General features: G+C 56.7%; 21 protein-coding genes. 12 read left to right on the top strand and 9 right to left on the bottom strand.

The window, feature by feature from the left end; genetic code table 11:
• The first annotated feature begins 48 nt into the window (after positions 1 to 48).
• The 7 genes from HF931_RS03580 to ftsY are packed head-to-tail and all read left to right on the top strand — an operon-like array spanning position 49 to position 5,682.
• Positions 49 to 378: a nuclear transport factor 2 family protein gene (locus tag HF931_RS03580; RefSeq protein ID WP_273241903.1), complete on the top strand. Its 330-nt coding sequence runs from the start codon at positions 49 to 51 to the stop codon at positions 376 to 378.
• Positions 375 to 1,157 carry an SDR family oxidoreductase gene (locus HF931_RS03575; RefSeq protein WP_273241901.1) on the top strand — a complete coding sequence of 261 codons (783 nt, stop codon included), beginning with the start codon at positions 375 to 377 and terminating at the stop codon, positions 1,155 to 1,157. The genes HF931_RS03580 and HF931_RS03575 overlap by 4 nt, the downstream gene beginning before the upstream one ends.
• A gap of 44 nt (positions 1,158 to 1,201) precedes the next feature.
• Positions 1,202 to 1,618 (top strand): hypothetical protein, encoded by a 417-nt coding sequence (locus HF931_RS03570; RefSeq protein WP_273241900.1) that lies wholly within the window; start codon positions 1,202 to 1,204, stop codon positions 1,616 to 1,618.
• 60 nt (positions 1,619 to 1,678) lie between these two features.
• A complete protein-coding gene (gene dapF / locus HF931_RS03565) occupies positions 1,679 to 2,488 on the top strand; it encodes a diaminopimelate epimerase (RefSeq protein WP_273241899.1) in 810 nt (269 codons plus the stop codon).
• A gap of 21 nt (positions 2,489 to 2,509) precedes the next feature.
• Positions 2,510 to 2,959, top strand: coding sequence for a DUF3617 family protein (locus HF931_RS03560; protein ID WP_273241898.1), 450 nt, complete (start codon positions 2,510 to 2,512; stop codon positions 2,957 to 2,959).
• A 39-nt stretch (positions 2,960 to 2,998) separates the two neighbouring features.
• Positions 2,999 to 4,297, top strand: coding sequence for a tRNA (N(6)-L-threonylcarbamoyladenosine(37)-C(2))-methylthiotransferase MtaB (mtaB, locus tag HF931_RS03555; RefSeq protein ID WP_273241897.1), 1,299 nt, complete (start codon positions 2,999 to 3,001; stop codon positions 4,295 to 4,297).
• Positions 4,294 to 5,682: a signal recognition particle-docking protein FtsY gene (gene ftsY / locus HF931_RS03550; protein WP_273241896.1), complete on the top strand. Its 1,389-nt coding sequence runs from the start codon at positions 4,294 to 4,296 to the stop codon at positions 5,680 to 5,682. The genes mtaB and ftsY overlap by 4 nt, the downstream gene beginning before the upstream one ends.
• Here ftsY and HF931_RS03545 read toward each other — a convergent pair whose 3' ends face one another.
• Positions 5,683 to 7,419 carry an N-acyl-D-amino-acid deacylase family protein gene (locus tag HF931_RS03545; RefSeq protein WP_273241894.1) on the bottom strand — a complete coding sequence of 579 codons (1,737 nt, stop codon included), beginning with the start codon at positions 7,417 to 7,419 and terminating at the stop codon, positions 5,683 to 5,685. It lies immediately after the preceding gene.
• A 106-nt stretch (positions 7,420 to 7,525) separates the two neighbouring features.
• Here HF931_RS03545 and HF931_RS03540 point away from each other — a divergent pair, with 106 nt between their 5' ends.
• Together HF931_RS03540 and HF931_RS03535 are read left to right on the top strand one after the other, a co-directional pair.
• Positions 7,526 to 8,386, top strand: a complete 861-nt coding sequence (locus HF931_RS03540) for a DMT family transporter (protein WP_273241893.1) — start codon at positions 7,526 to 7,528, stop codon at positions 8,384 to 8,386.
• 107 nt (positions 8,387 to 8,493) lie between these two features.
• Positions 8,494 to 9,135: an inner membrane-spanning protein YciB gene (locus HF931_RS03535; protein WP_273241892.1), complete on the top strand. Its 642-nt coding sequence runs from the start codon at positions 8,494 to 8,496 to the stop codon at positions 9,133 to 9,135.
• Here HF931_RS03535 and HF931_RS03530 read toward each other — a convergent pair.
• Entirely contained in the window at positions 9,132 to 9,683 is a 552-nt protein-coding gene (locus tag HF931_RS03530) for an NUDIX hydrolase (protein ID WP_273241891.1), read from the bottom strand. The two genes, HF931_RS03535 and HF931_RS03530, sit on opposite strands and share 4 nt — an antisense overlap.
• 128 nt (positions 9,684 to 9,811) lie before the next feature.
• On the opposite strand from HF931_RS03530, the gene HF931_RS03525 reads away from it, so the two are divergent.
• Positions 9,812 to 10,522, top strand: coding sequence for a MarR family winged helix-turn-helix transcriptional regulator (locus HF931_RS03525; RefSeq protein WP_273241890.1), 711 nt, complete (start codon positions 9,812 to 9,814; stop codon positions 10,520 to 10,522).
• Between the two features lie 17 nt (positions 10,523 to 10,539).
• Here the strand turns inward: HF931_RS03525 and HF931_RS03520 are convergent, their stop codons facing one another.
• From HF931_RS03520 to ccmA, 5 genes are read right to left on the bottom strand one after another with little or no spacing between them, the layout of a single operon-like run.
• The gene (locus HF931_RS03520) at positions 10,540 to 11,064 is read right to left on the bottom strand and encodes a redoxin family protein (protein ID WP_273241889.1); all 525 of its coding nucleotides are present in this window, start codon (positions 11,062 to 11,064) and stop codon (positions 10,540 to 10,542) included.
• Positions 11,061 to 11,225 carry a heme exporter protein CcmD gene (locus tag HF931_RS03515; RefSeq protein ID WP_272981706.1) on the bottom strand — a complete coding sequence of 55 codons (165 nt, stop codon included), beginning with the start codon at positions 11,223 to 11,225 and terminating at the stop codon, positions 11,061 to 11,063. The genes HF931_RS03520 and HF931_RS03515 overlap by 4 nt, the downstream gene beginning before the upstream one ends.
• A gap of 3 nt (positions 11,226 to 11,228) precedes the next feature.
• On the bottom strand, positions 11,229 to 11,960 hold the full coding sequence (gene ccmC / locus HF931_RS03510) for a heme ABC transporter permease CcmC (protein WP_273241887.1): 732 nt from the start codon (positions 11,958 to 11,960) through the stop codon (positions 11,229 to 11,231).
• 21 nt (positions 11,961 to 11,981) lie between these two features.
• Complete coding sequence (ccmB, locus tag HF931_RS03505) at positions 11,982 to 12,647, bottom strand: heme exporter protein CcmB (protein WP_273241886.1); 666 nt, start codon at positions 12,645 to 12,647, stop codon at positions 11,982 to 11,984.
• Positions 12,644 to 13,219: a heme ABC exporter ATP-binding protein CcmA gene (gene ccmA, locus HF931_RS03500; protein ID WP_273241885.1), complete on the bottom strand. Its 576-nt coding sequence runs from the start codon at positions 13,217 to 13,219 to the stop codon at positions 12,644 to 12,646. The genes ccmB and ccmA overlap by 4 nt, the downstream gene beginning before the upstream one ends.
• 116 nt (positions 13,220 to 13,335) lie before the next feature.
• Here ccmA and acnA point away from each other — a divergent pair, with 116 nt between their 5' ends.
• The gene (acnA, locus tag HF931_RS03495) at positions 13,336 to 16,029 is read left to right on the top strand and encodes an aconitate hydratase AcnA (RefSeq protein WP_273241884.1); all 2,694 of its coding nucleotides are present in this window, start codon (positions 13,336 to 13,338) and stop codon (positions 16,027 to 16,029) included.
• A gap of 118 nt (positions 16,030 to 16,147) precedes the next feature.
• Positions 16,148 to 16,798, top strand: a complete 651-nt coding sequence (locus HF931_RS03490; protein WP_273241883.1) for a DUF1223 domain-containing protein — start codon at positions 16,148 to 16,150, stop codon at positions 16,796 to 16,798.
• A gap of 14 nt (positions 16,799 to 16,812) precedes the next feature.
• Here the strand turns inward: HF931_RS03490 and HF931_RS03485 are convergent, their stop codons facing one another.
• Together HF931_RS03485 and HF931_RS03480 are read right to left on the bottom strand one after the other, a co-directional pair.
• Positions 16,813 to 17,859 (bottom strand): DUF4340 domain-containing protein, encoded by a 1,047-nt coding sequence (locus HF931_RS03485; protein WP_273241882.1) that lies wholly within the window; start codon positions 17,857 to 17,859, stop codon positions 16,813 to 16,815.
• Positions 17,856 to 19,748, bottom strand: coding sequence for a Gldg family protein (locus HF931_RS03480; RefSeq protein ID WP_273241881.1), 1,893 nt, complete (start codon positions 19,746 to 19,748; stop codon positions 17,856 to 17,858). The genes HF931_RS03485 and HF931_RS03480 overlap by 4 nt, the downstream gene beginning before the upstream one ends.
• Position 19,749: the final 1 nt, after the last annotated feature.

The raw sequence follows: 19,749 nt of genomic DNA, 5'->3' as shown, positions 1-19,749 counted from the left end.
GCTTTTCCGCAAGACAGTCCATTCCGGACTGCCGGACAGGAGGTGCATATGTCCATTGAACTTCCCTCTACGATTCATCGGTATTTCGAGACAGAGACGACGAATGATACCGACAGCCTGTCAGACTTGTTTTCGGTTGAGGCCGTCGTAATCGACGAGCAGAAGACCTATCAGGGCCGGGACGCGATAAAGGCCTGGAAGCTGGAAGCCAAGGCGACCACGTCCTATCAGGTCACCCCGTTGGAAGCGGAGAAGGCTGGCGAACAATATGTGGTGACCGGACGTGTCGAAGGCAATTTTCCCGGCAGTCCCGTACGGCTGCGCTACTTTTTCACGCTCCGGGATGATCAAATCGCAGCTCTGGAGATCAAGCCATGAGCTGGAGCCTGGATTTCCACCAGCATCGCGTTCTGGTCACGGGCGGGACGAGGGGTGTTGGCCACGCAGTGGTTGAATGCTTTGCGGCGTTGGACGCCAACGTCCTGACAACCGCGCGCCGGCAACCGCAGGCCCTGCCTCCGGGTGTGCAGTTCGTGGCAAGCGATCTGAACACCGCTGAAGGATGCGCGGATCTCGCCCACAAAGCCCTGGAGCTGTTGGGTGGCCTGGACATACTTGTGCATGTGGCGGGCGGTTCCGATGCGCCATCTGGCGGGTTCTCGGTGTTGGATGATGTGCAATGGCAGACGGAACTGGACCGGAACCTGATGCCGGCGGTGCGACTGGACCGGGCCCTCCTGCCGACAATGATCGAGCAGGGGAGCGGTACGATTGTCCACATCAGTTCCATCCAACGCCTGATGCCCTTGCCCGAAGCGACAACCGCCTATGCTTCCGCGAAGGCGGCATTGTCTGCCTACAGCAAAGGCCTGTCGAAGGAAGTTGGGCCAAAGGGTATTCGGGTTCTGAGGGTGGCCCCCGGATGGATCAAGACGCAAGCCTCCATTGATTTGGTCAACCGCATCGCGCGCGAAGATGGCAGCAATTATGCGGACGCCGAAAACAAGCTGATGCAGTCTCTTGGGGGAATACCCATTGGGCGTCCGTCGACCCCGGAGGAAGTTGCGGACCTGATCGTGTTCCTGTCTTCTTCGCGAGCCGGCACCATCACGGGTTCGGAATTCATCATCGATGGCGGAACCGTTCCAACCGTCTGAAGCAAGCGCTTCCGTTTTGCCGACGCTTCCCTATATGAGGTCGCATGAGTGGATACGGGCCTTTTGATGATTTTACCCTATTCGCCATCGCGCTTGCGGTGGTGCTTTCGGCAATTGTCAGCCTGATCGGCACGTCTGCCCGAAAGCGCAACGTCGCACTGGGTGAGGCGAGGGTTGCAGACCTTGCGGAGATGACCGGGATACGTGATCCAAAGAGACTGCAGGAGGCGTTTGGTCCACCGGATATGGGCCGTGTCTGGCGTAGTGTGACCCTGTTTGATGTGCGGCGCGCGCGACAGCCGCAGGGCTGGCTGATGTCGAGCGATCTAGTTGACTATGCGTGCCTGTCTGTGGTCGCGCTTGCGATATTTGTGTCCCATCCGCTTGTGGGCGGCGCGCTGATCACCGCGCTCGTGATCCAGGTTTCGGGCTGGATTGTCTCCTTCGGTCTTCCCAAGTGATGATTATCACGCGCGAAGTTCCACTTTTCTGGTCGACATAAACACTTTAAGGGCTGACGGATGAAAGTCTGGAAGATGAATGGTGCGGGCAACGCGTTTGCCATTTTCGATGCGCGGTCGACTTCGTTCGTGCCGAGCACAGATCAGGTGCGCCAGATTGCCAAAGATATGAAGGCTGACCAGATCGTTGCACTGGAGCGGGACGTTGCGCGCGACGTGTTCATGCGTATCTGGAATGCAGATGGCACTGAAGTGTCTGCCTGTGGCAACGCCACGCGCTGTGTCGGAAAATTGCTTCTGGCCGAGACTGGCAAGGACCGGGTGACGATCCAGACCGAGGCGGACGTGCTAAAGGCGTTCTCTGCGGATAACGGCCTGATCACGGTCGATATGGGCTCGCCCCTGATGGGGTGGGAAGACATTCCGCTTTCTGAAAAAATGGATGTGCGCGGCGTGGATGTGAAGATCGGTCCGATCGACAATCCTTGGCTGGCCCGGCCTGCTGTTGTCTCGATGGGGAATCCCCATGCGGTCTTTTTCGTCAAGAATGTTGACGATTATGATATCCGGGCGCTCGGCCCTCTTGTTGAGTGGCATCCGACCTTTCCTGAGGGTGTAAATGTTGGCTTTGCGCAGGTCATTGACCGGCAGACCATCCGCCTGCGCGTCTGGGAACGCGGCGCCGGATTAACCAAAGCGTGCGGTACTGGAGCGTGTGCAGCCTTGGTGTGCGCGGCGCGTGCGAGACTGACAGATCGTACGGCAAAACTGATCCTTGATGGTGGTGAATTGACTATCGAATGGCGGGAAACCGATGACCGTGTTTATATGACCGGACCGGTCGAACTCGAATTCGAAACGGAAATCTGAGACAAAAGACGGGATCCTGCCATGAGACGACTCGTCATCGGCGCGTTATGTATTGTTCTGACCGGCCACGCTTCTGGCCAGGAAGCCATCACGGTAAACAAAGGCTCTTGGGAAACGACATTGTCGATGGTGCCCGAACTCACAATGTTCGGCGTGCGCCAGGACATAGATCCCGAATTTGAATTCACCACGGAATGCTGGGCGAGTGAAGAAGACACGCGGCTGGATGTCGATACAATCGGGATCGACAATTGCGATGTGCTGGATTCTCGGGGCAGTGACAACCATCTGAGTTTCGATCTTTCCTGTACGATGGATGATATTGAGCTGGTGGGCGATGCACTGATCGTTGTCGCGCCGGATCGCAATTCGCTTCAGGGCTCAATGATCATAGAGGGGGAAGCTGAAAGCGTTTCGATCCGCATGATAGGGTTGTTCAGCGGACACAAGACCGGCGCTTGCACAGGCTGACCCGCACCAAAGACCTTGAACTGTGGGCAATTCGGCGCGATGTCCGCTGACATCAAAGTCATGACAGATGCCAAAGCTCCTTCCAGCCCGCAGCTGATTACGCTCGGATGCCGCCTGAACGCCTACGAATCGGAGGTTATGCGCGGCCATGCGTCGGAAGCTGGCCTGAATGACGCCGTGATCATCAACACATGTGCGGTAACATCTGAAGCGGTTCGAAGCGCGCGCCAAACAATCCGGCGCGCTGCAAAGGACAATCCAGGCGCGCCCATCTTGGTGACCGGATGCGCCGCGCAGATCGACCCGGATATGTTCGCTAAGATGCCGGAAGTCACGCGTGTGATCGGCAATCATGAAAAGATGCAGTCGGAAACCTGGCGGCCAGCCGAATTGCTGGGCGGACACGAAAAGGTCCGCGTGAATGACATCATGTCAGTGCAAGAGACGGCGGCGCACCTGATTGACGGCATGGAGGGCCGCGCGCGGGCCTATGTCCAGGTGCAGAATGGTTGCGACCATCGCTGCACGTTCTGCATCATTCCCTATGGCCGTGGGAATTCGCGTTCGGTGCCGGCAGGGGAGGTGGTCAGCCAGGTCCGCCGTCTGGTCGAGACAGGGCATTATGAAGTTGTTCTGACCGGTGTCGATTTGACCAGTTGGGGTGCAGACCTGCCAGGCGCGCCGCAACTCGGCAATCTGGTGCAGCGCATTTTGAAGCTGGTGCCGGAGCTGAAGCAGCTGCGTATATCCTCGATCGACGCCATAGAAATCGATGACGCGCTGATGGAAACAATGGCAGACAAACGCCTTGCGCCCTTTATGCATCTGTCTTTGCAGCATGGCGATGACCTGATCCTGAAAAGGATGAAGCGGCGTCATTCCCGGAGGGATGCAGTTAGACTGACGGAGCAATTGCGCAGTATTCGTCCGGATATGGCATTTGGCGCCGACATCATTGCGGGCTTTCCAACCGAAACCGAAGCGCATTTCGAGAACTCAATAAGGCTCGTGGAAGAATGCGGTTTGTCCTTCGTGCATGCCTTTCCGTATTCGCCACGCCCGGGCACGCCGGCTGCTCGGATGCCTCAACTTCAGAAGTCGGTTATCAAGGCGCGGGCCGCGCGTTTGCGAGATGTGGGGGAGGCCGCACTTGCCCGTCACTTGGGCACCTACGAAGGCCAGACCGTAGACGCGTTGGTCGAGCGGGGACTGTCAGCGCGCCTTCCAGACTTTACGCCCGTGCGGTTTGAGGAAGAACCTGGCGAAGCTGGACGCCCGGTGCGCGCCCGTATAGTGCGGCATGATGGAAAACAGCTGATCGGAGCTCTCACCGCATGATCCTTTGGTTCGGTAAGAAGAAAAAGCAACAGGAACTGAAAGACGCTGGTGCCGCGATGGAGGCGCCAGAGCTGTCTGCCGGGGAACTGGCGGCGCAGGAAGCCGAAATTGCACGAAAGGCTGCCGAACAGGAAGAAATCGAGCGCAAGGTCGCCGAGGCGAACAGGGCGTGGGAAGAAAGGCAGGCTCGGGAGGCTGCGGCTGCGGCAGAAGAGGCTGCGCGCCTGGAGGAGGCGGCACGCAAGGCAGAAGAGGCGCGTGCAGCCGCGCAGGCGCGGGCCGACGAAGCTGAAGCTCAGAGATTGGCGGAAGAGGCTGAACGAGCCCGTAAAGCGAAGGAAGAGCGAGAGGCAGCGCAAGCCAAGGCGGCAGCAGAACTAAAACTGCTGGAAGAACGCCGAGAGGCGGCGCGGCTCCGGGCTGAGCGCGAAGCGGCCGCGCGCGCCGCGATGGAGGCGGAGGCCAATGATCCTGGTTTCATGGCCAAGTTGGGCTCAGGGCTCTCGAGGTCATCGTCGCGCCTGACATCTGGACTGTCCGTATTTGGACGCCGAAAGCTTGATGATGAAACGCTGGAGGAGTTGGAAGATCTTTTGATCTCATCCGACCTCGGCGCCAAGGTCGCTATGCGCGTGACCAGTAATCTGTCTAAGGAGAGGTTTGACAAGGAAATCTCCGAGGATGAAATCCGGGGCGCTTTGGCCAGCGAAATTACTGACGTTTTGAAGCCTCGTGAGAAAATCGTCGATTTCTCGGAAGGGCCGAGCCCTCGCATTGTTCTATTTGTTGGGGTCAACGGGTCTGGCAAAACGACGACCATCGGCAAGATCGCATCAAAACTGACAGAACAGGGTGCCAAGGCGCTTCTTGTGGCGGGTGATACATTCCGTGCTGCAGCCATTGAGCAACTGACCGTATGGGGTGAGCGCGCCGGTATACCCGTTATGTCCAAACCGACAGGGGCCGACGCGGCAGGGCTTGTTTACGAGGCAATTGAAAAGGCGAAGGCAGACGATCTCGATCTCGTATTGGTTGATACGGCTGGGCGCCTGCAAAACAAGACAGAACTGATGTCGGAGCTAGAGAAAGTCGTCCGCGTCATCAGAAAGCTTGATCCGACGGCGCCTCATGATGTCATCCTCGTTCTGGATGCCACGGTCGGTCAGAATGCCTTGTCGCAGGTAGAGGCTTTCAAGAACACTGCGGGCGTGACCGGGCTGGTGATGACCAAGCTGGACGGAACCGCCAAGGGCGGTGTGCTCGTCGCTATCGCGGAAGCTTACGATCTGCCGATCCATTTCATAGGTATTGGGGAAAAAGCGGAAGACCTCCGCCCATTCAGTGCAGAGGCATTCTCTAAAGCTTTGGTTGGCCTGCAGAGCTAGCTATTCCGCTGCCATCGCAGAGATGTTCGCTTGTTGTGGACCCCGAACGAGTCTTCCAGGCCGGGCGCCGGTTGGGTCTCCATTCCGGTGAGTGATCTGGCCTTTGAGGATTGTGGCCGTGTAGCCCGTGGCTCTCTGCATCAGTCGACGTCCGCCAGCAGGCAAGTCATAAGTAACTTCCGGCAGATGTAATGTCAGGTTTGCGGTGTCGATGACATTGAGGTCTGCGCGATAGCCCGGTGCAATCAGACCGCGGTCGTTCAGTCCAATCCACTCGGCAGTGGCGCGTGCCTGACGCTGCACAATGTGCTCGATCGGAATGCGAGGGCCGCGCGTCCGGTCGCGAACCCAATGGGTTAACATCGTTGTGGTGAAGGACCCATCGCAGATCATGCCGACATGCGCGCCACCATCTGAAAGGCCGGGGAGCGTTGCCGGGCTCAGCATCATGTCGTGGGAAGGGTCAAGAGACCCGCCCGCATAATTGAGGAAGGGAAGGTAGAGCATACCACGGCCTTCGCGTTCCAACATGAGATCCAGCGCCGCTTGTTCTGGGGAAACGCCTCGGCGCGCGGCGATGGCTTCCAGCGTTCGATCGGCTGTTGGTTCATAGTTCACCGGCGCGTCCAGTTGAAAAATCTTTCCGAAGCTTCGCAGCATTGCTTTCAGAAACGGATTATCCGTGTCCGGCTCATCAGATAGAAGGCGCTTTCGGAAGTCGGGATCGCGCAATAGCGCAATCCGATCTTCGAACGGCAGATTTGATATCTCTCGATAGGTGGGGTGCGCGCTGAAGGGATTGAGCGTCAGTTCAAACCCAAGCAGGACGCCTACCGGACGTGGCGCGACTTGGGCGCGCATGGGTAAGCCATCTTCGACCGCTTGTTCAATAGCGCTGAGTAGGCGACGCCAGCCATTGGGAGCAACATCTGCCTGTGCAAGTGATACGGAAAGCGGTCGGCCGCTGGTCTCCACAATCCGACGCAGCATTGCAGCTTCTTTCTCTGGATCGTCGAAATCAGAGACGAACTGCAACACGCCGCGTCCGGCGTCTGCCACGCCTTGCGCGATGCCGGCCAGTTCCTCTTCGCTGGCTGTCAGGGTCGGAGTCGGTTGACCGTCACTGGTGCGGTGGTTGAGGGTGCGGGACGTGGAAAAACCAATTGCGCCGGCGCGGATGGCTTCGGTGGTCAATACGCGCATTTGATGAATATCCTCCGGCGTCGCAGGCTCGCGATTTGCGCCACGGTCTCCCATAACAAAAACCCGCAGCGCCGCATGGGGCAGTTGCGCGCAGATATCGGCGTCAAAATGAGTGCTTGATAGGCTGTCGAGATAATCCGGAAAGCTTTCCCAGTTCCAGGGGAGTCCTTCGGCGAGTACCGGAAACGGAATATCTTCAACGCCCTCCATCAAGCGGATTAGCCGGTCATGGTCGTCGGGTCGGCATGGCGCAAAGCCCACGCCGCAATTGCCCATCACCACTGTCGTCACGCCGTGCAGGGAGGAGGGGCTGATGGCGCCTGTCCACGTTGCCTGGCCATCATAATGGGTGTGAATGTCGACAAAGCCTGGCGTTACAACTTGTCCGCGCGCGTCTATTTCCTCTACGCCCTTGCCGCTGACAGATCCAACTTCAGTGATGACGCCGTTCGTGATGGCCACATCGCCTTCGAAACTTTCGCCGCCTGTTCCGTCAATGATCGTGCCGCCGCGCAAAACGAGATCGTGCGTCATGCTGGGTTTCCTCCGTCTTTTTCTTCTTTGAGGCGAGTGAGGCCCTCAATTGAGGCAGAGTCAAATCCTTCCCACGCGTCAGCAAACCGTGCATAGGTCGCGCCGTATGTCGGAAAGCCTCCTCCCAGTCATCCTGTGCTTACTGTCAGCAGTCACGGTCGCGGCCACGAACATGTTCGTAAAGCGGGGCGGTGACGTACTGACCGCCCGCATGGCGGTTGCAATCGTGATGGGGCTAAGCGTCCTGCCGTTTGCGCCATTCGTGCCGACGCCACCTCCGGAGACATGGTCTTTGATCCTGATATCGGTCGTGGTTCACTGGTTCTATCAGTTTTGCCTCGTTCGGGCATTGCACCGAGGGGATCTGTCGCTTGTTTTTCCTGTGATGCGGGGCCTCGCGCCTTTGGTAACGGCGTGTGCTGCGATCTTTGTTCTGAATGAATATCTGACCGTGATTCAGTCAGCAGGTCTGTTGCTGGCCAGTTTGGCGATCATTGTCTTTGCCCTGCCAACAGGGCAGACAGCCACAGCCCGGAAGCTGGACCGGAGCGCACTCGTATGGGCCCTGCTGACGGCATTGGGCGTAGGCATGTACGCTGTTGCGGATACGCGTGCCGCGCGTGCCATGCCGGATCCAATGACTTTTGTTGTCTGGTTGTTTCTGTTCGACTGGATCGGAGTGACTGTCGTTGCGGTTATTCAACGACGGGGGCAAATCGGAGAGGCGATGGCCAGGCAATGGAAGGGTGGCATAGCTGGCGGTATGCTGGGTACTATCTCATATGGTCTGGCGATTTATGCATACACACTGACTGATGCCGCTGTCGTAACGGCGTTGCGAGAAACGTCAGTCGTCTTTGCTGCTGCATTGGGCGCCATGTTCTTGAAGGAAGGATTCGGATACAGACGGATCATCGCGGCGGCCATTCTGTCGGGCGGCCTTCTTTTGATGCAAGCTGGTGCCTAATCTATGCGGACAATTTCGCTTCGTTGGTGATTTATTAGCTCACCTATTGTCAGACAGGCGCGGAGGTCCAAATTGATCCGGACCCGAGCGTAATACGTAGGAATTACATGACAGAGCCAAACAAAGCCACGCAATCTGCCGATGTCGGCGATGCCGCCGCCAAAGCGGGAAGCATTTGGACAGAGATTGGTCCGACGTTGGCCTTCATCATCATCTACAATGTGATGCTAAGGTTTCCGGAAGGCGATGGTTTGTTTACCAAAGATACTGCGCTGTACTGGGCGACGGGTGTTCTGATCATTGCGACCTTTGTGGTGATCGGCCAGAAGTTGCTCAAGAAGGAACGTATTCCTCCTTTCTTGCTCGTCTCGTCACTCCTGATTGGTTCGTTTGGAACAGCAGGAATATTGCTTCAGTCAAAACTCTTCCTGTTCATCAAGCCGACGATCATCAACCTGCTTTATGCGGGCGTGATCTTTGGTGGTCTGGCCGTTGGCCGAAACATCTGGAAGATGCTCTTTCATTCCGTATTTGATCTGCCTGACCACGCCTGGAAAACGCTGGCGATCCGTTGGGGTCTCTATTTCGTGGCTATGGCAATCTGGAATGAGTTCTTGTGGCGGAACTTCTCCGAGGCGACTTGGGCAAACTGGAAGCTTGGAAACATTGTTATCGGTGTCCTGTTTGCTGTGGCCAACGTCCCGTACACGCTGAAACACATGCGCCAATCTGAAACACCTGATGCCTAACGTGTGAGTGCCTCCGTTCCGGGTGGATTGGAGAACGGCGCGAATACCGTCTTGCTTCGAGTTTCAGCATAGTGCGTCAGGCCCCAAAGTACGGTTGGGAAGGCCAGATTCGACCACGGTATATCTCTCCAGTCGAACAGCTCGACCTCCAGACTCTCCGGACCGGGCGATATGTCTGAAACAAGTTCGGCGCGAAACATGATCTGCACCTGAGAGATGCGCGGCACTGAGTAAACCGCCAGCATGCGATCAATGCGAATCTCGGCATTGGCTTCTTCCCGGGCCTCACGCCGAGCGGCTTCCTCCACGGTTTCCCCTTGCTCCATGAAGCCTGCCGGCAGCGTCCAGAATCCCTTACGCGGATCAATCGCACGCCTGCAAAGCAGGATTTTGCTACCTTTTGTAACAACTGAAGCTGCAATTATTTTCGGATTTATGTAGTCTACGAACTGGCAATGTGAGCAAACACGGCGTATTCGGTCGTCTCCATCGGGTATTTTCAGTTTGAATTCTTGCGAAAAGAAACCATTTGATAATTGATCCGTCATCGAAGCTTAAGCCTCTCGAGTATATTAGGGTACATGTTGATCCGCACACAGGTTGGAAATTTAACAGACCAGTAACCGGATTTTCTATCGCGCCCAACGCCTAATTGAATACAGAAAGAAACACTATCATGACCTACGATCTCAAAAAATCGCCTAGCCACCTGCTGCACCGTGCTCAGCAGATTGCTGCAAATGAATCCGCCGCTGCACTGAGCGCTGCTGGCATCACGCTTCGTCAGTTCTCCGTTCTTGCTGCTCTGTCCGGCAATGACGGCGTCAGCCAGTCCGATCTTGTCAACGCGACCGGTATCGACCGTTCGACACTTGCCGACATGGTTGCTCGTATGGAGCGCTCTGGCCTCATCAAGCGTGTCGCTTCAAAAACTGACAAGCGCGCGAAAGTCGTCTCTCTGATGGCGAAAGGCAAAAAAGCTTACGAGAAAGCTCTGCCAGCAGTAGAGAAAGCAGACGAAGCCATCTTCGAAGCTCTTCCGAAAACGAAGCAGTCCGCACTCGTTGCTGGTCTGACCGATATGGTTGCAGAAGCAGACAAGGCAGAAACGCCGGCTCCGAAGCCAGCTGCGCCAGCACCTGCTGCTAAAGCAGCACCAAAGCCAGCTGCCAAGAAAGCCCCGGCCCGCAAGCCAGCAGCGAAGAAGGCTCCGGCCAAGAAAGCTCCGGCAGCGAAGAAAGCTCCTGCGGCCAAACCAGCAGCGAAAAAGGCTCCAGCCAAAAAAGCTGCACCAAAAGCCAAGGCTAAGGCTGCAACGAAGGCGAAGCCAGCTACTGCGACCAAGCCAGCGAAAAAGGCTCCAGTTCGCAAAGCGAAGAAAAAGTAAGCTTCCGGTAACGGAGTTTACGTGGGCGGGGCGCTTTTCAGTGCCTCGCCTATTTTTTTGACCGAAGTTTGGTCCAGTTGCCCCTGGACATGATCCAGAATCTTGCCTTCTGGAGAAATCACAAAAGTTTCCGGAACTCCAGTAAGTCCGAACTCAAGTCCGCCCTGCCCATCTGGGTCCAGCGCAATTTGCGTATACGGGTTGCCAAGCCGGGCAAGGAATTCCTGCCCGTTCTCCAGCGTGTCCTTGTACAAGATTCCGTAGACCTGATCTGGATAGGCTTCCGACAATTCTGCAATATACTTGTGCTCTGCCTCACACGGCGCGCACCAGCTCGCAAACAGGTTGACGGCAATATTGCCGCCCGTCGGAGAGGGGGAGAATGTTAGCGGGTCGCCATCTGGGGTCTGAAACGCGATACCAGGCGCGTCGCGAAGACGTCGCTCGAAGTCACCTTTTTCCGGATTGATCAATTGCCCCGCAGCCACAACGCCAAAAATGGCTAATGCGCCAACCGGAACAATCGCCAGCCAGCGCTTCATCGGCGTTTCTGATCCTGGATCCGGGCTTCGATCCGAATAAGCTCGGCTTTTGCATTGCGTGATTTAAACCACGCCGTTGCGATTGCACCGCCAATTAGAACAAGACCGACTGCGTAGCTCGCCCAGATAAAAGTTGAATTGGATTCAAATACGGGAAGCATGGGTCAGTCTCCTGTCATCAGGCGGGCCCGCAATTGGGCGGCGCGTCTTGTCCATATTTCAGCACGCATGAACGTCATGACAAGGGCGGCAAACAGTAGCGTGTGACCAAATGAACTGATCAATAGCGGCCAGAGATAAACTGCCGCCATCTTGGGGCCCTCTGCTGTGATCACGCTTGCGTCCTGATGCAGGGACGTGAACAGGTCGACCGAGAACTTGATCAGCGGGACATTCAGCGCGCCAACCATGGCGAGGATCGCGCCAGCCCGCGCAGCCTTTTGCCGTGTGTCCATAGCCGCGCGAAGAGCCATGTAACCTAGGAACAGGAAGAACATGAACAGGACGGACATCATCCGTGCATCATCCCATTGCCACCAGGTGCCCCAGGTCGGCTTGCCCCAGATCGCCCCCGTCGCCAGGCAGAGCGCTGTCCAGGTCGCCCCCAGTGGAGCGATCGCTTTGGCGGCTATGTCTGCGACTTCATGGCGCCAGATAAACCAGACGAAACTCATCACGGCCATGCCGAGATAGCTAGCCATCGCAAGCCAGGCTGCTGGCACATGGATAAACATCACCCGCATGATGTCCCCGCCCTGATAATCGTCTTTCGGAACGATCCAGAGACCCTGCCAAAGCCCCCATAGAATGCCGACAGCCGCAAGCACGTAGCACGCGGGAGCGAGCCAGTCCGACAGCCTCAGGAAACGGTGTGGGTTTGCAAACCAGGAAAACATCGCGTTTGAAATACCCTTCTGTCAGTCTGCCGCCAAGCGTAGGGCTGCACCCATTGCGAACGGAGCCGCAGCCAAAGCAAAAAGCGTTGTTGCGGCGAGAAACAACGGAGCTGAAGCGCTGCTGGGCCCATCGCCCATGGCCAGTGCGCCGAATATGGCGGTCGGCACATATAATGGCAGCGCGATCAGGCTGATCAGTAGGCCGCCTCTTCGAACTGTCGCTGACAGCGCTGCGCCAACGCCGCCCCAGAAGTAGAAGGCGATACCGCCGATGGCGTAGAGGGCCATATTTTCGAGAAGGGCGCCGCTAGCCCTCGCTTGGAACATGAGCAGCAGCATGGGGGAGAGTAGGGCCAGAGGCAAACCTGCGGTCAGCCAATGCGCAAAAGTTTTGGCCGCGGCAATGGCCGCCGCCGGGGCACCCGTCTGCAGCCAGAGGTCCAAAGTGCCGTCTTCTGTGTCAGCCTGAAAAACCCGCTCAAGGGTAACCAGACTGGATAGGGCAAGGGATACCCAAAGGATCCCGGGTCCGATGGCGCGCAATGTCGCTGGTTCCGTCCCGACTCCCAAGGGAACGAGAACAGCAGTGCCCGCGAAGAAGCCGAGTGGCAGCAGCGCTCCCGCGCCACCGGCCCAGGCCTCACCCAGCGCCTGCCGGAAAGCCGAGAGGATCGGTGCGCCGCTCAAATCTCCACCTGTGTATCGAATCCAAACCCAGCCTCGCCATGGATGGCCGCGATTACGCCGCCTCCCTGAGTGCGATGAGTTGAGATCATAGCCTGCAACAAAGACTTTCCGTCCGCGTCGAGTGCCGTGAACGGCTCGTCGAGAAGCCAGATTGGGCGGTTTTCCAGTCGCAAACGCGCCAGCGCTGTACGGCGTCGCTGCCCTGCCGAGAGATACTTTGCCGGTACATCTGCAGGCTTAGACAGGCCCATGTCGGCAAGCAATTGCCGGACCTCTACAGTCTGCCCCCAGGCGCGGGCCCACAGGCGGAGGTGGTCCGTTGGCGTCTCATGAGGTTTCAATCCCTCTCGGTGAGCAATCCAATGATGCGCGCCTTGCTTTGAAACCTCGCCCGTTTCAGCTTGCGTCAGGCCGGCCAGAATTCTCAACAGTGTAGTCTTGCCGGCACCGTTCGCACCTCTGAGGACAATAGCTTCTCCGGGGGACAGGGAAAGCGACACATCACGAAAAAGTACGCGTTCGCCACGCATTATGCCGATATTGTTTCCGGAAAGGAGTGAACCAACGCTCATCTGACCCGTTTAGACCCTTTGTCTCAATTGCTTCAATCCATTATGCGCTTATATGAGACAGGCCAACGCGGCGGCTCTTCGCCGCAGATGATAATTCAGACGCGAGGTTCCCTCTTATGACTTCCCTCGACAGCTTCAATTCCAAACGCACACTCTCTGTCGGCAATAAATCCTACACCTATTACTCTCTGTCGGCGGCAGGAGAAAACGGATTGGGTGATGTTTCACGCTTGCCAGCCTCACTCAAGGTGTTGCTAGAGAACATGCTTAGGTTTGAAGACGGTAAAACCGTCACCAAGGAAGATATTCTGGCGTTCAGGACCTGGCTCGACAACAAGGGTGATATCAGCCACGAGATTGCCTATCGCCCGGCGCGCGTTCTGATGCAGGACTTCACCGGTGTACCAGCCGTAGTTGACTTGGCCGCCATGAGAGATGCAGCGGAAAAACTTGGCGCGTCGGCCGAGGCAATTAATCCCCAGGTTCCGGTTGATCTCGTCATTGATCACTCTGTCATGGTCGATAGTTTTGCGGGCCCGGACAGTTTCGAAAAAAACGTAGAAATCGAGTACAAGCGTAATCAGGAACGTTATGAATTCCTCCGCTGGGGTTCTACCGCATTCAAAAATTTCCGTGTGGTCCCGCCGGGTACCGGAATCTGTCACCAGGTGAACCTCGAATATCTGGGACAAACCGTCTGGACCAAGGAAGAAGACGGGGAAACCGTGGCTTATCCGGATACTTGTGTTGGTACGGACTCTCATACCACCATGATCAATGCCCTTTCCGTACTCGGCTGGGGTGTAGGAGGCATTGAGGCAGAGGCCGCCATGCTTGGCCAGCCGGTGTCCATGCTTATCCCGGAAGTCATTGGCTTCCGTCTCGACGGCAAGATGGCTGAGGGTGCCACCGCAACCGATTTGGTGCTGACCGTCGTCCAGATGCTGCGCCAGAAGGGTGTGGTCGGGAAATTCGTAGAATTCTACGGTCCGGGCTTGTCAAATCTGACGCTCGAAGATCAGGCAACCATTTCCAACATGGCGCCTGAGTACGGAGCGACGTGTGGATTCTTCCCGGTAGACGAAGATACGGTCAAGTATTTGACAAATACAGGTCGTGACGCGGACCGCGTTGAGCTTGTTGAGGCTTACGCCAAGGCGCAGGGCTATTGGCGCCCGGAACAGGTTGAGCCCATTTTTACGGATACACTTGAGCTGGATCTCGGCACTGTTGTCCCATCGATTTCGGGGCCAAAGCGCCCTCAAGATCGCGTATTGCTTTCCGAAGGCGACACGGCCTTCGCCGATGCCATGGCAAAAGAATTTGGCAAAGCGTCCGACGCCGCAGAGTCGATTGCTGTTGACGGTGAAGACTACACCGTCACGCACGGCGACGTATTCATCGCAGCGATTACATCCTGCACGAACACATCGAATCCATCAGTGTTGATCGCTGCGGGACTGGTCGCACGCAAGGCCCGCGAACTGGGTCTCGACCGCAAGCCATGGGTCAAGACGTCACTGGCACCAGGATCTCAAGTGGTCACGGATTATCTTGAAAAGGCTGGTCTGCAGGATGATCTCGACGCACTTGGATTCAATTTGGTCGGTTACGGATGTACGACGTGTATCGGCAATTCCGGGCCATTGCCGCCCGCGCTCGCAAAGGCGATTGCGGATGGAGACCTTGTTTCCTGCTCCGTCCTTTCCGGAAACCGCAATTTTGAGGGGCGTATTGGTCCGGATATCAAGGCAAACTATCTGGCGTCACCGCCATTGGTCGTTGCATACGCTATTGCTGGATCGCTGCGGATCAATCTAACCAAGGATCCTCTTGGCAAAGATAAAAATGGCAATGATGTCTATCTCAAGGATCTCTGGCCAACATCGCACGAAATTGCGGAAATCATGACAGCGGCAGTTACGCCGCAAATGTTTGCCGAGCGCTATTCCGACGTGTTCAAAGGTGATGAACATTGGAAAGGTATCGAAGTATCTGGCGGACAAACTTACAGTTGGCCGCCAGCCTCCACCTATGTTCAGAACCCTCCATACTTTGAGGGGATGGGGCTGGATCTCGACGCCCCGAAAGATGTGGAAGAAGCGCGTGTTCTCGCTGTATTCGGCGATTCCATTACGACAGATCACATCTCCCCGGCTGGCTCGATAAAGGCGTCCAGCCCGGCGGGCATCTATCTGCAGGAACACCAGGTGTCGCCACTCGACTTCAACTCCTACGGCTCTCGGCGCGGCAATCATGAAGTCATGATGCGCGGTACCTTCGCAAACATCCGTATCAAGAACCAGATGGTCCCAGGCGTCGAAGGCGGCGTGACAGTACACTATCCAGACGGCGAACAGATGCCGATCTATGACGCGGCCATGAAGTATGAAGCTGAAGGCACGCCGCTGGTAGTGTTCGCGGGCGATCTCTACGGTAACGGTTCGTCCCGCGACTGGGCAGCCAAAGGTACGATCCTCCTGGGCGTCCGCGCTGTCATCGCCGGAAGCTTTGAGCGTATCCACCGGTCTAACCTGATTGGTATGGGCGTGCTTCCACTGGAGTTTGCCGATGGCCAAAGTGCGAAGGAGCTTGAGCTTACCGGCAAGGAGATCGTGACCATCAAAGGCGTGGAATCGATTACACCACGCCAGACCATGGACGTGGAAATAACTCGCGAAGACGGTTCAAAGATTGTCGCGAAGACATTTGTTCGGATCGATACCGAGAATGAACTCGACTATTATCGCAATGGCGGCATTCTGCACTATGTGCTCCGAAATCTCGCCCGTGAGGCTGCTGCCGCCTGACCGGGCACCTTAGATACGCTCCAAAAGCCCCTTCGGTATGCCGAGGGGGCTTTTTTACAGGCCTCACATCCCTGTGACTGTCGCGCGATCTAAGATGGGCCTATAAGCTGGACCTGAAATGAAACGCTTTTTTGCTTCCCTCGTATTGATCGTGAGTCTCTGGACCTCGCCGGCCATTGCCGAAGGCCCGGTGCTGGTTGAACTTTTTTCTTCCCAGAATTGTCGTTCCTGTCCCAAGGCCCATCGCACGCTCAAGGCCGTCAGCGCGGAGCGGGAAGATCTGCTCGTACTTACCTGGTCAGTCGATTATTGGGATTATCTTGGAGACAAGGACCCGATGGCGATGAAGGAATCGAAGGATCGCCAGAGAGGATACACTGATCGATTTGGCCTGCGCGGTCCTTACACGCCTCAAACCGTCTATAATGGCTTGGAGCAGTGTGCGGGAAGCAAGCGTCATAATGTGGACCGTGCGCTGGAGCGGCTGGAAGCGAGAGAGGCACTGAGTGTCGACCTGGTCCGCAAGGGCAACAAGCTTCGACTATCGGGTCGTGTTCCGGATCTCGCAGACATCTGGCTCGTAGACTATCTGTCCGGCGACGCAAATACGACGGACATGGTAAACCCTGTTACTCGCGTGACAGCGCTCGGCCCGTGGCTCGGGAATTCAGTTGAGCTGGACATACCGGTTTGTGATTCGGGCTGCGCCGTCATTGTTCAGGAGTCTGGATTCGGCCCGGTCTTGGCGACGATGGTCATTGCGCCTTAGCGCAATCTTCGAAGCTAATTAGGCTGATCTGCCTCGAGCGCGAGGGCAGGGGGCCTGACAATCGAAGAAACGCGCGGCGTATATTCGTTCCAGTCATATTCAGCCAGTTGAAAAGCCCAGCCTTCCGCTTTGTCATTGATCGTGCTGCCGCGATGAGCGCCTTCGCCAGCCTCGATGGCGCGGATCGTAACGAAATAGCCGTCCGGCTCCCTGAACGCGTGTACGTCTACTTCAAGCCCGTCATGCGTTTCGGTGATGTGTCGACCAACGAAGCGCGTTTGCAGCTCACTGGCGGGTTTTACGCCGATCGGGTCAAACCGGGTGAGCGCCAGGGCGGGGGTGGAGGCTGCCATACGGCTAACCAATCTGAAGTTCTGAAAGGGCGGACCGGGAATAAAGCTTCTATCGCTCGAACCTACGGAGCGTTGGAGGTACAAGCTCTCGCCAACGGAATCGAATATTCTCACCGCCGAGATGGCGTCGGAATTGATCTCGAAGATGTCAAAGTCCAGCCACGCATCATGATTGTAGAAGGGAGGCAGATCTCCCACGACCTGAAACGCTTGTTCCTGATCAGGCAGCCGTCCGTATAGCTGGCTGTCTTTACGACCTGTGATAAGCGATGCGGCCACCTGACCGTTATCGTCGATGATCTCAATCAAAGCGCCTGTTCCGCCATCGCGTGGATCACCTAGGCCAATCCTGTTTAGCTTGTCCGGGTCACGGGTCCGGCCCTCTCCCCAACTCAAAGCTTCCAGACCGGTTGCCAGTTCAGCGAGCCGGTCGGGACGGACTGGATATCCATCCTCATCGCCCATTTTCCAGCCCTCTTGGGTATTCACCAATGTATAAGCTTCATCGGAGAGTGAGACGCGGATGGCGCTGGCCTCAGCGCGAATAGCAGCGAAGTCAGGAATCACTTTTTGGCCGTCGCGCTCTGACGCGCGCATTGACGGGCCATCAAAACTATAGGCAGCCAGGCTCAGCAGGGTCAGGCCAGCGGCGATTCCTCCCATGATCTGAAGTCGCCGTATCCGTTGTTTGGTGCGAAGATCGCTCATGCCGCTCCCCTGCGCCTTTGGCGATACCAGACAAACAGACCGATCAAGCAGACCAACATCGGGCCGCCCCAGATGTTGATGGCTTTTAACGTGCCCTCCAGGCGATCAATATCTCGGCGATAATTGCGTTCGATCTCTCGCAATTGCGCGCGCAGGTCCACAATGCGCTGTCTCAAATCCAGCAACTCAGTACGCTCTGCTTCCGTCAGGTCTGCTTCCAAGTCGCCTGAGAAGAAGCCATCCGCCGCGCCGATCGCCTGTAATTCTTCAAGCCGCGCTTGGGCCGTTTGGAGATTGTCTTGTAGGGCAGCCTGTTGACGGAAATAGATGGCCTCGGCGTTCTCACGCATACGATCAACTCGCTCCATCCGCCGCAGACTTGGTGCGCGAGACCTTAGCCGGGAAAGCTCACCACCTCCTGCCAAGGCGTCCAGCGCGTTCAGTACCAGCGCGCCATTGTCCGCAACGATGATCTGTTCATTCGGAATGATGTAAAAATCGTCCGCGACAAAATCTACGTCGGCGATCAGGACAAGTTGAGCGTCCGTTTCGCTTTCGGAAACATGCGGCAGGGCGTTCGCCGCTTCTGCTCGGGCAATCTCGGCCAACAGCGGGTCCGATGGCTCATCAAAAGCAGGGGCACCTTGCGGGTAAGCTGTTGTGAGTTGCCCAGAGAGGCGAGCGGCAAGGACCAATGCTTCTGGTTCGGTTTGATACTGACGTAAAACTTGCTGAGGCGACATGTCCGTGACCGCATTTTCCGCCTTGATGAAGGAGGGGCTGGGCCCCGTCATTACAAGTGGCGTAAACTCCACCTCATCGCTCAACGTGCCAGCCTCAAACGCACCCGGCGCGCCGAAGTTCACAGATCGGGCGAGGTCCGCCGTGATCAAATCATCCTGATTCATATCACCCGCCGGAACGCCCAGGAACAGCGGATGGGCCAGCTCTTCAATACGTCCACCGCCTGTATCGACTGGTACGGTCAGGGCGCTGGCAGCGTCCGCCACCGCGTCATTGGATAGTGAGATACCCCAAGCTTCCCCAAACATGCCTAACGTAGCGGACGTCCCGGTTTCGCTGGTTTGGAACATGCCAGCGCTTGCCGCAGTTTTTGCGGCCGGATCAAGCAGGAATACCGCGCGGCCTTTTCGCAGGATGAATTGGTCTATCAGCCATTGCTGTCTGTCCGACAGGTCTGGTGGCTGTACGACGAGCAACACATCCAGGTCTTCAGGCAAGGACTGAAAGGTCTCGGAGATGGGTTCTACGTCAAATGATTTGTGAATATCGCGTAGTAATGTGTAGCCGCCCTCACCGCCCGGCGCGGTCATGCCTGGGAGTGAAGAGAGTATGCCGACTCTTGCCGGGTCCGGATCATCCAGCCGGGCGACCATGCGAGTCAAATCATACTCCAGCGTGACTTCTCGCTCTGGGGCCAGAAATGGTATCACGCGTTGGTCATCGATTGAGTTTCGCCCAATGATCCCAAAGTAGAGAGGATCATTTCCGTTCGTATCAATTGCGGTGATGCCTGCGGCGAGGGCCTGGTCTTCTGCAGGCGAAAAGGGGACGGGGTCTATCTCAGTGACGCGTACTTTCCCACCAGACTGGCTTTCATAGACTTGCAGCAACTCACGGACACGGGCTGCGTAGGTGCGAATGGTCGGAAAATCCTGACCGGTGGACCGTGTGTAGACGAAGGTTATGTCCACGGGTTCTGCCACGGAATCCAACGTCGATTTCGTCGCGTCTGACAGCGTGTATAGATTGTTTTCGGTGAAATCGATCCGCGCGCCAGTGAACATTTTCTGCACGAGCAGGTTTGCCGCTATGAATGTAATCGCGGTGAGCACGGAGGCGGCGATGAGATAGTGCTTTGCCTTCATG

The sequence above is a fragment of the Hyphomonas atlantica corrig. genome (genome assembly GCF_017795365.1).
GTDB lineage: Bacteria > Pseudomonadota > Alphaproteobacteria > Caulobacterales > Hyphomonadaceae > Hyphomonas > Hyphomonas atlantica.
Note: the sequence above shows the minus strand (reverse complement) of the source record. Positions and strands in the feature narration are given on the sequence as shown.

Bases quoted from the DNA above. Each gene is read 5' to 3' on its own strand.
- HF931_RS03580 (WP_273241903.1), top strand. From the start codon at position 49: ATGTCCATTGAACTTCCCTCTACGATTCATCGGTATTTCGAGACAGAG.
- HF931_RS03575 (WP_273241901.1), top strand. From the start codon at position 375: ATGAGCTGGAGCCTGGATTTCCACCAGCATCGCGTTCTGGTCACGGGC.
- HF931_RS03570 (WP_273241900.1), top strand. From the start codon at position 1,202: ATGAGTGGATACGGGCCTTTTGATGATTTTACCCTATTCGCCATCGCG.
- dapF (WP_273241899.1), top strand. From the start codon at position 1,679: ATGAAAGTCTGGAAGATGAATGGTGCGGGCAACGCGTTTGCCATTTTC.
- HF931_RS03560 (WP_273241898.1), top strand. From the start codon at position 2,510: ATGAGACGACTCGTCATCGGCGCGTTATGTATTGTTCTGACCGGCCAC.
- mtaB (WP_273241897.1), top strand. From the start codon at position 2,999: ATGTCCGCTGACATCAAAGTCATGACAGATGCCAAAGCTCCTTCCAGC.
- ftsY (WP_273241896.1), top strand. From the start codon at position 4,294: ATGATCCTTTGGTTCGGTAAGAAGAAAAAGCAACAGGAACTGAAAGAC.
- HF931_RS03545 (WP_273241894.1), bottom strand. From the start codon at position 7,419: ATGACGCACGATCTCGTTTTGCGCGGCGGCACGATCATTGACGGAACA.
- HF931_RS03540 (WP_273241893.1), top strand. From the start codon at position 7,526: ATGTCGGAAAGCCTCCTCCCAGTCATCCTGTGCTTACTGTCAGCAGTC.
- HF931_RS03535 (WP_273241892.1), top strand. From the start codon at position 8,494: ATGACAGAGCCAAACAAAGCCACGCAATCTGCCGATGTCGGCGATGCC.
- HF931_RS03530 (WP_273241891.1), bottom strand. From the start codon at position 9,683: ATGACGGATCAATTATCAAATGGTTTCTTTTCGCAAGAATTCAAACTG.
- HF931_RS03525 (WP_273241890.1), top strand. From the start codon at position 9,812: ATGACCTACGATCTCAAAAAATCGCCTAGCCACCTGCTGCACCGTGCT.
- HF931_RS03520 (WP_273241889.1), bottom strand. From the start codon at position 11,064: ATGAAGCGCTGGCTGGCGATTGTTCCGGTTGGCGCATTAGCCATTTTT.
- HF931_RS03515 (WP_272981706.1), bottom strand. From the start codon at position 11,225: ATGCTTCCCGTATTTGAATCCAATTCAACTTTTATCTGGGCGAGCTAC.
- ccmC (WP_273241887.1), bottom strand. From the start codon at position 11,960: ATGTTTTCCTGGTTTGCAAACCCACACCGTTTCCTGAGGCTGTCGGAC.
- ccmA (WP_273241885.1), bottom strand. From the start codon at position 13,219: ATGAGCGTTGGTTCACTCCTTTCCGGAAACAATATCGGCATAATGCGT.
- acnA (WP_273241884.1), top strand. From the start codon at position 13,336: ATGACTTCCCTCGACAGCTTCAATTCCAAACGCACACTCTCTGTCGGC.
- HF931_RS03490 (WP_273241883.1), top strand. From the start codon at position 16,148: ATGAAACGCTTTTTTGCTTCCCTCGTATTGATCGTGAGTCTCTGGACC.
- HF931_RS03485 (WP_273241882.1), bottom strand. From the start codon at position 17,859: ATGAGCGATCTTCGCACCAAACAACGGATACGGCGACTTCAGATCATG.
- HF931_RS03480 (WP_273241881.1), bottom strand. From the start codon at position 19,748: ATGAAGGCAAAGCACTATCTCATCGCCGCCTCCGTGCTCACCGCGATT.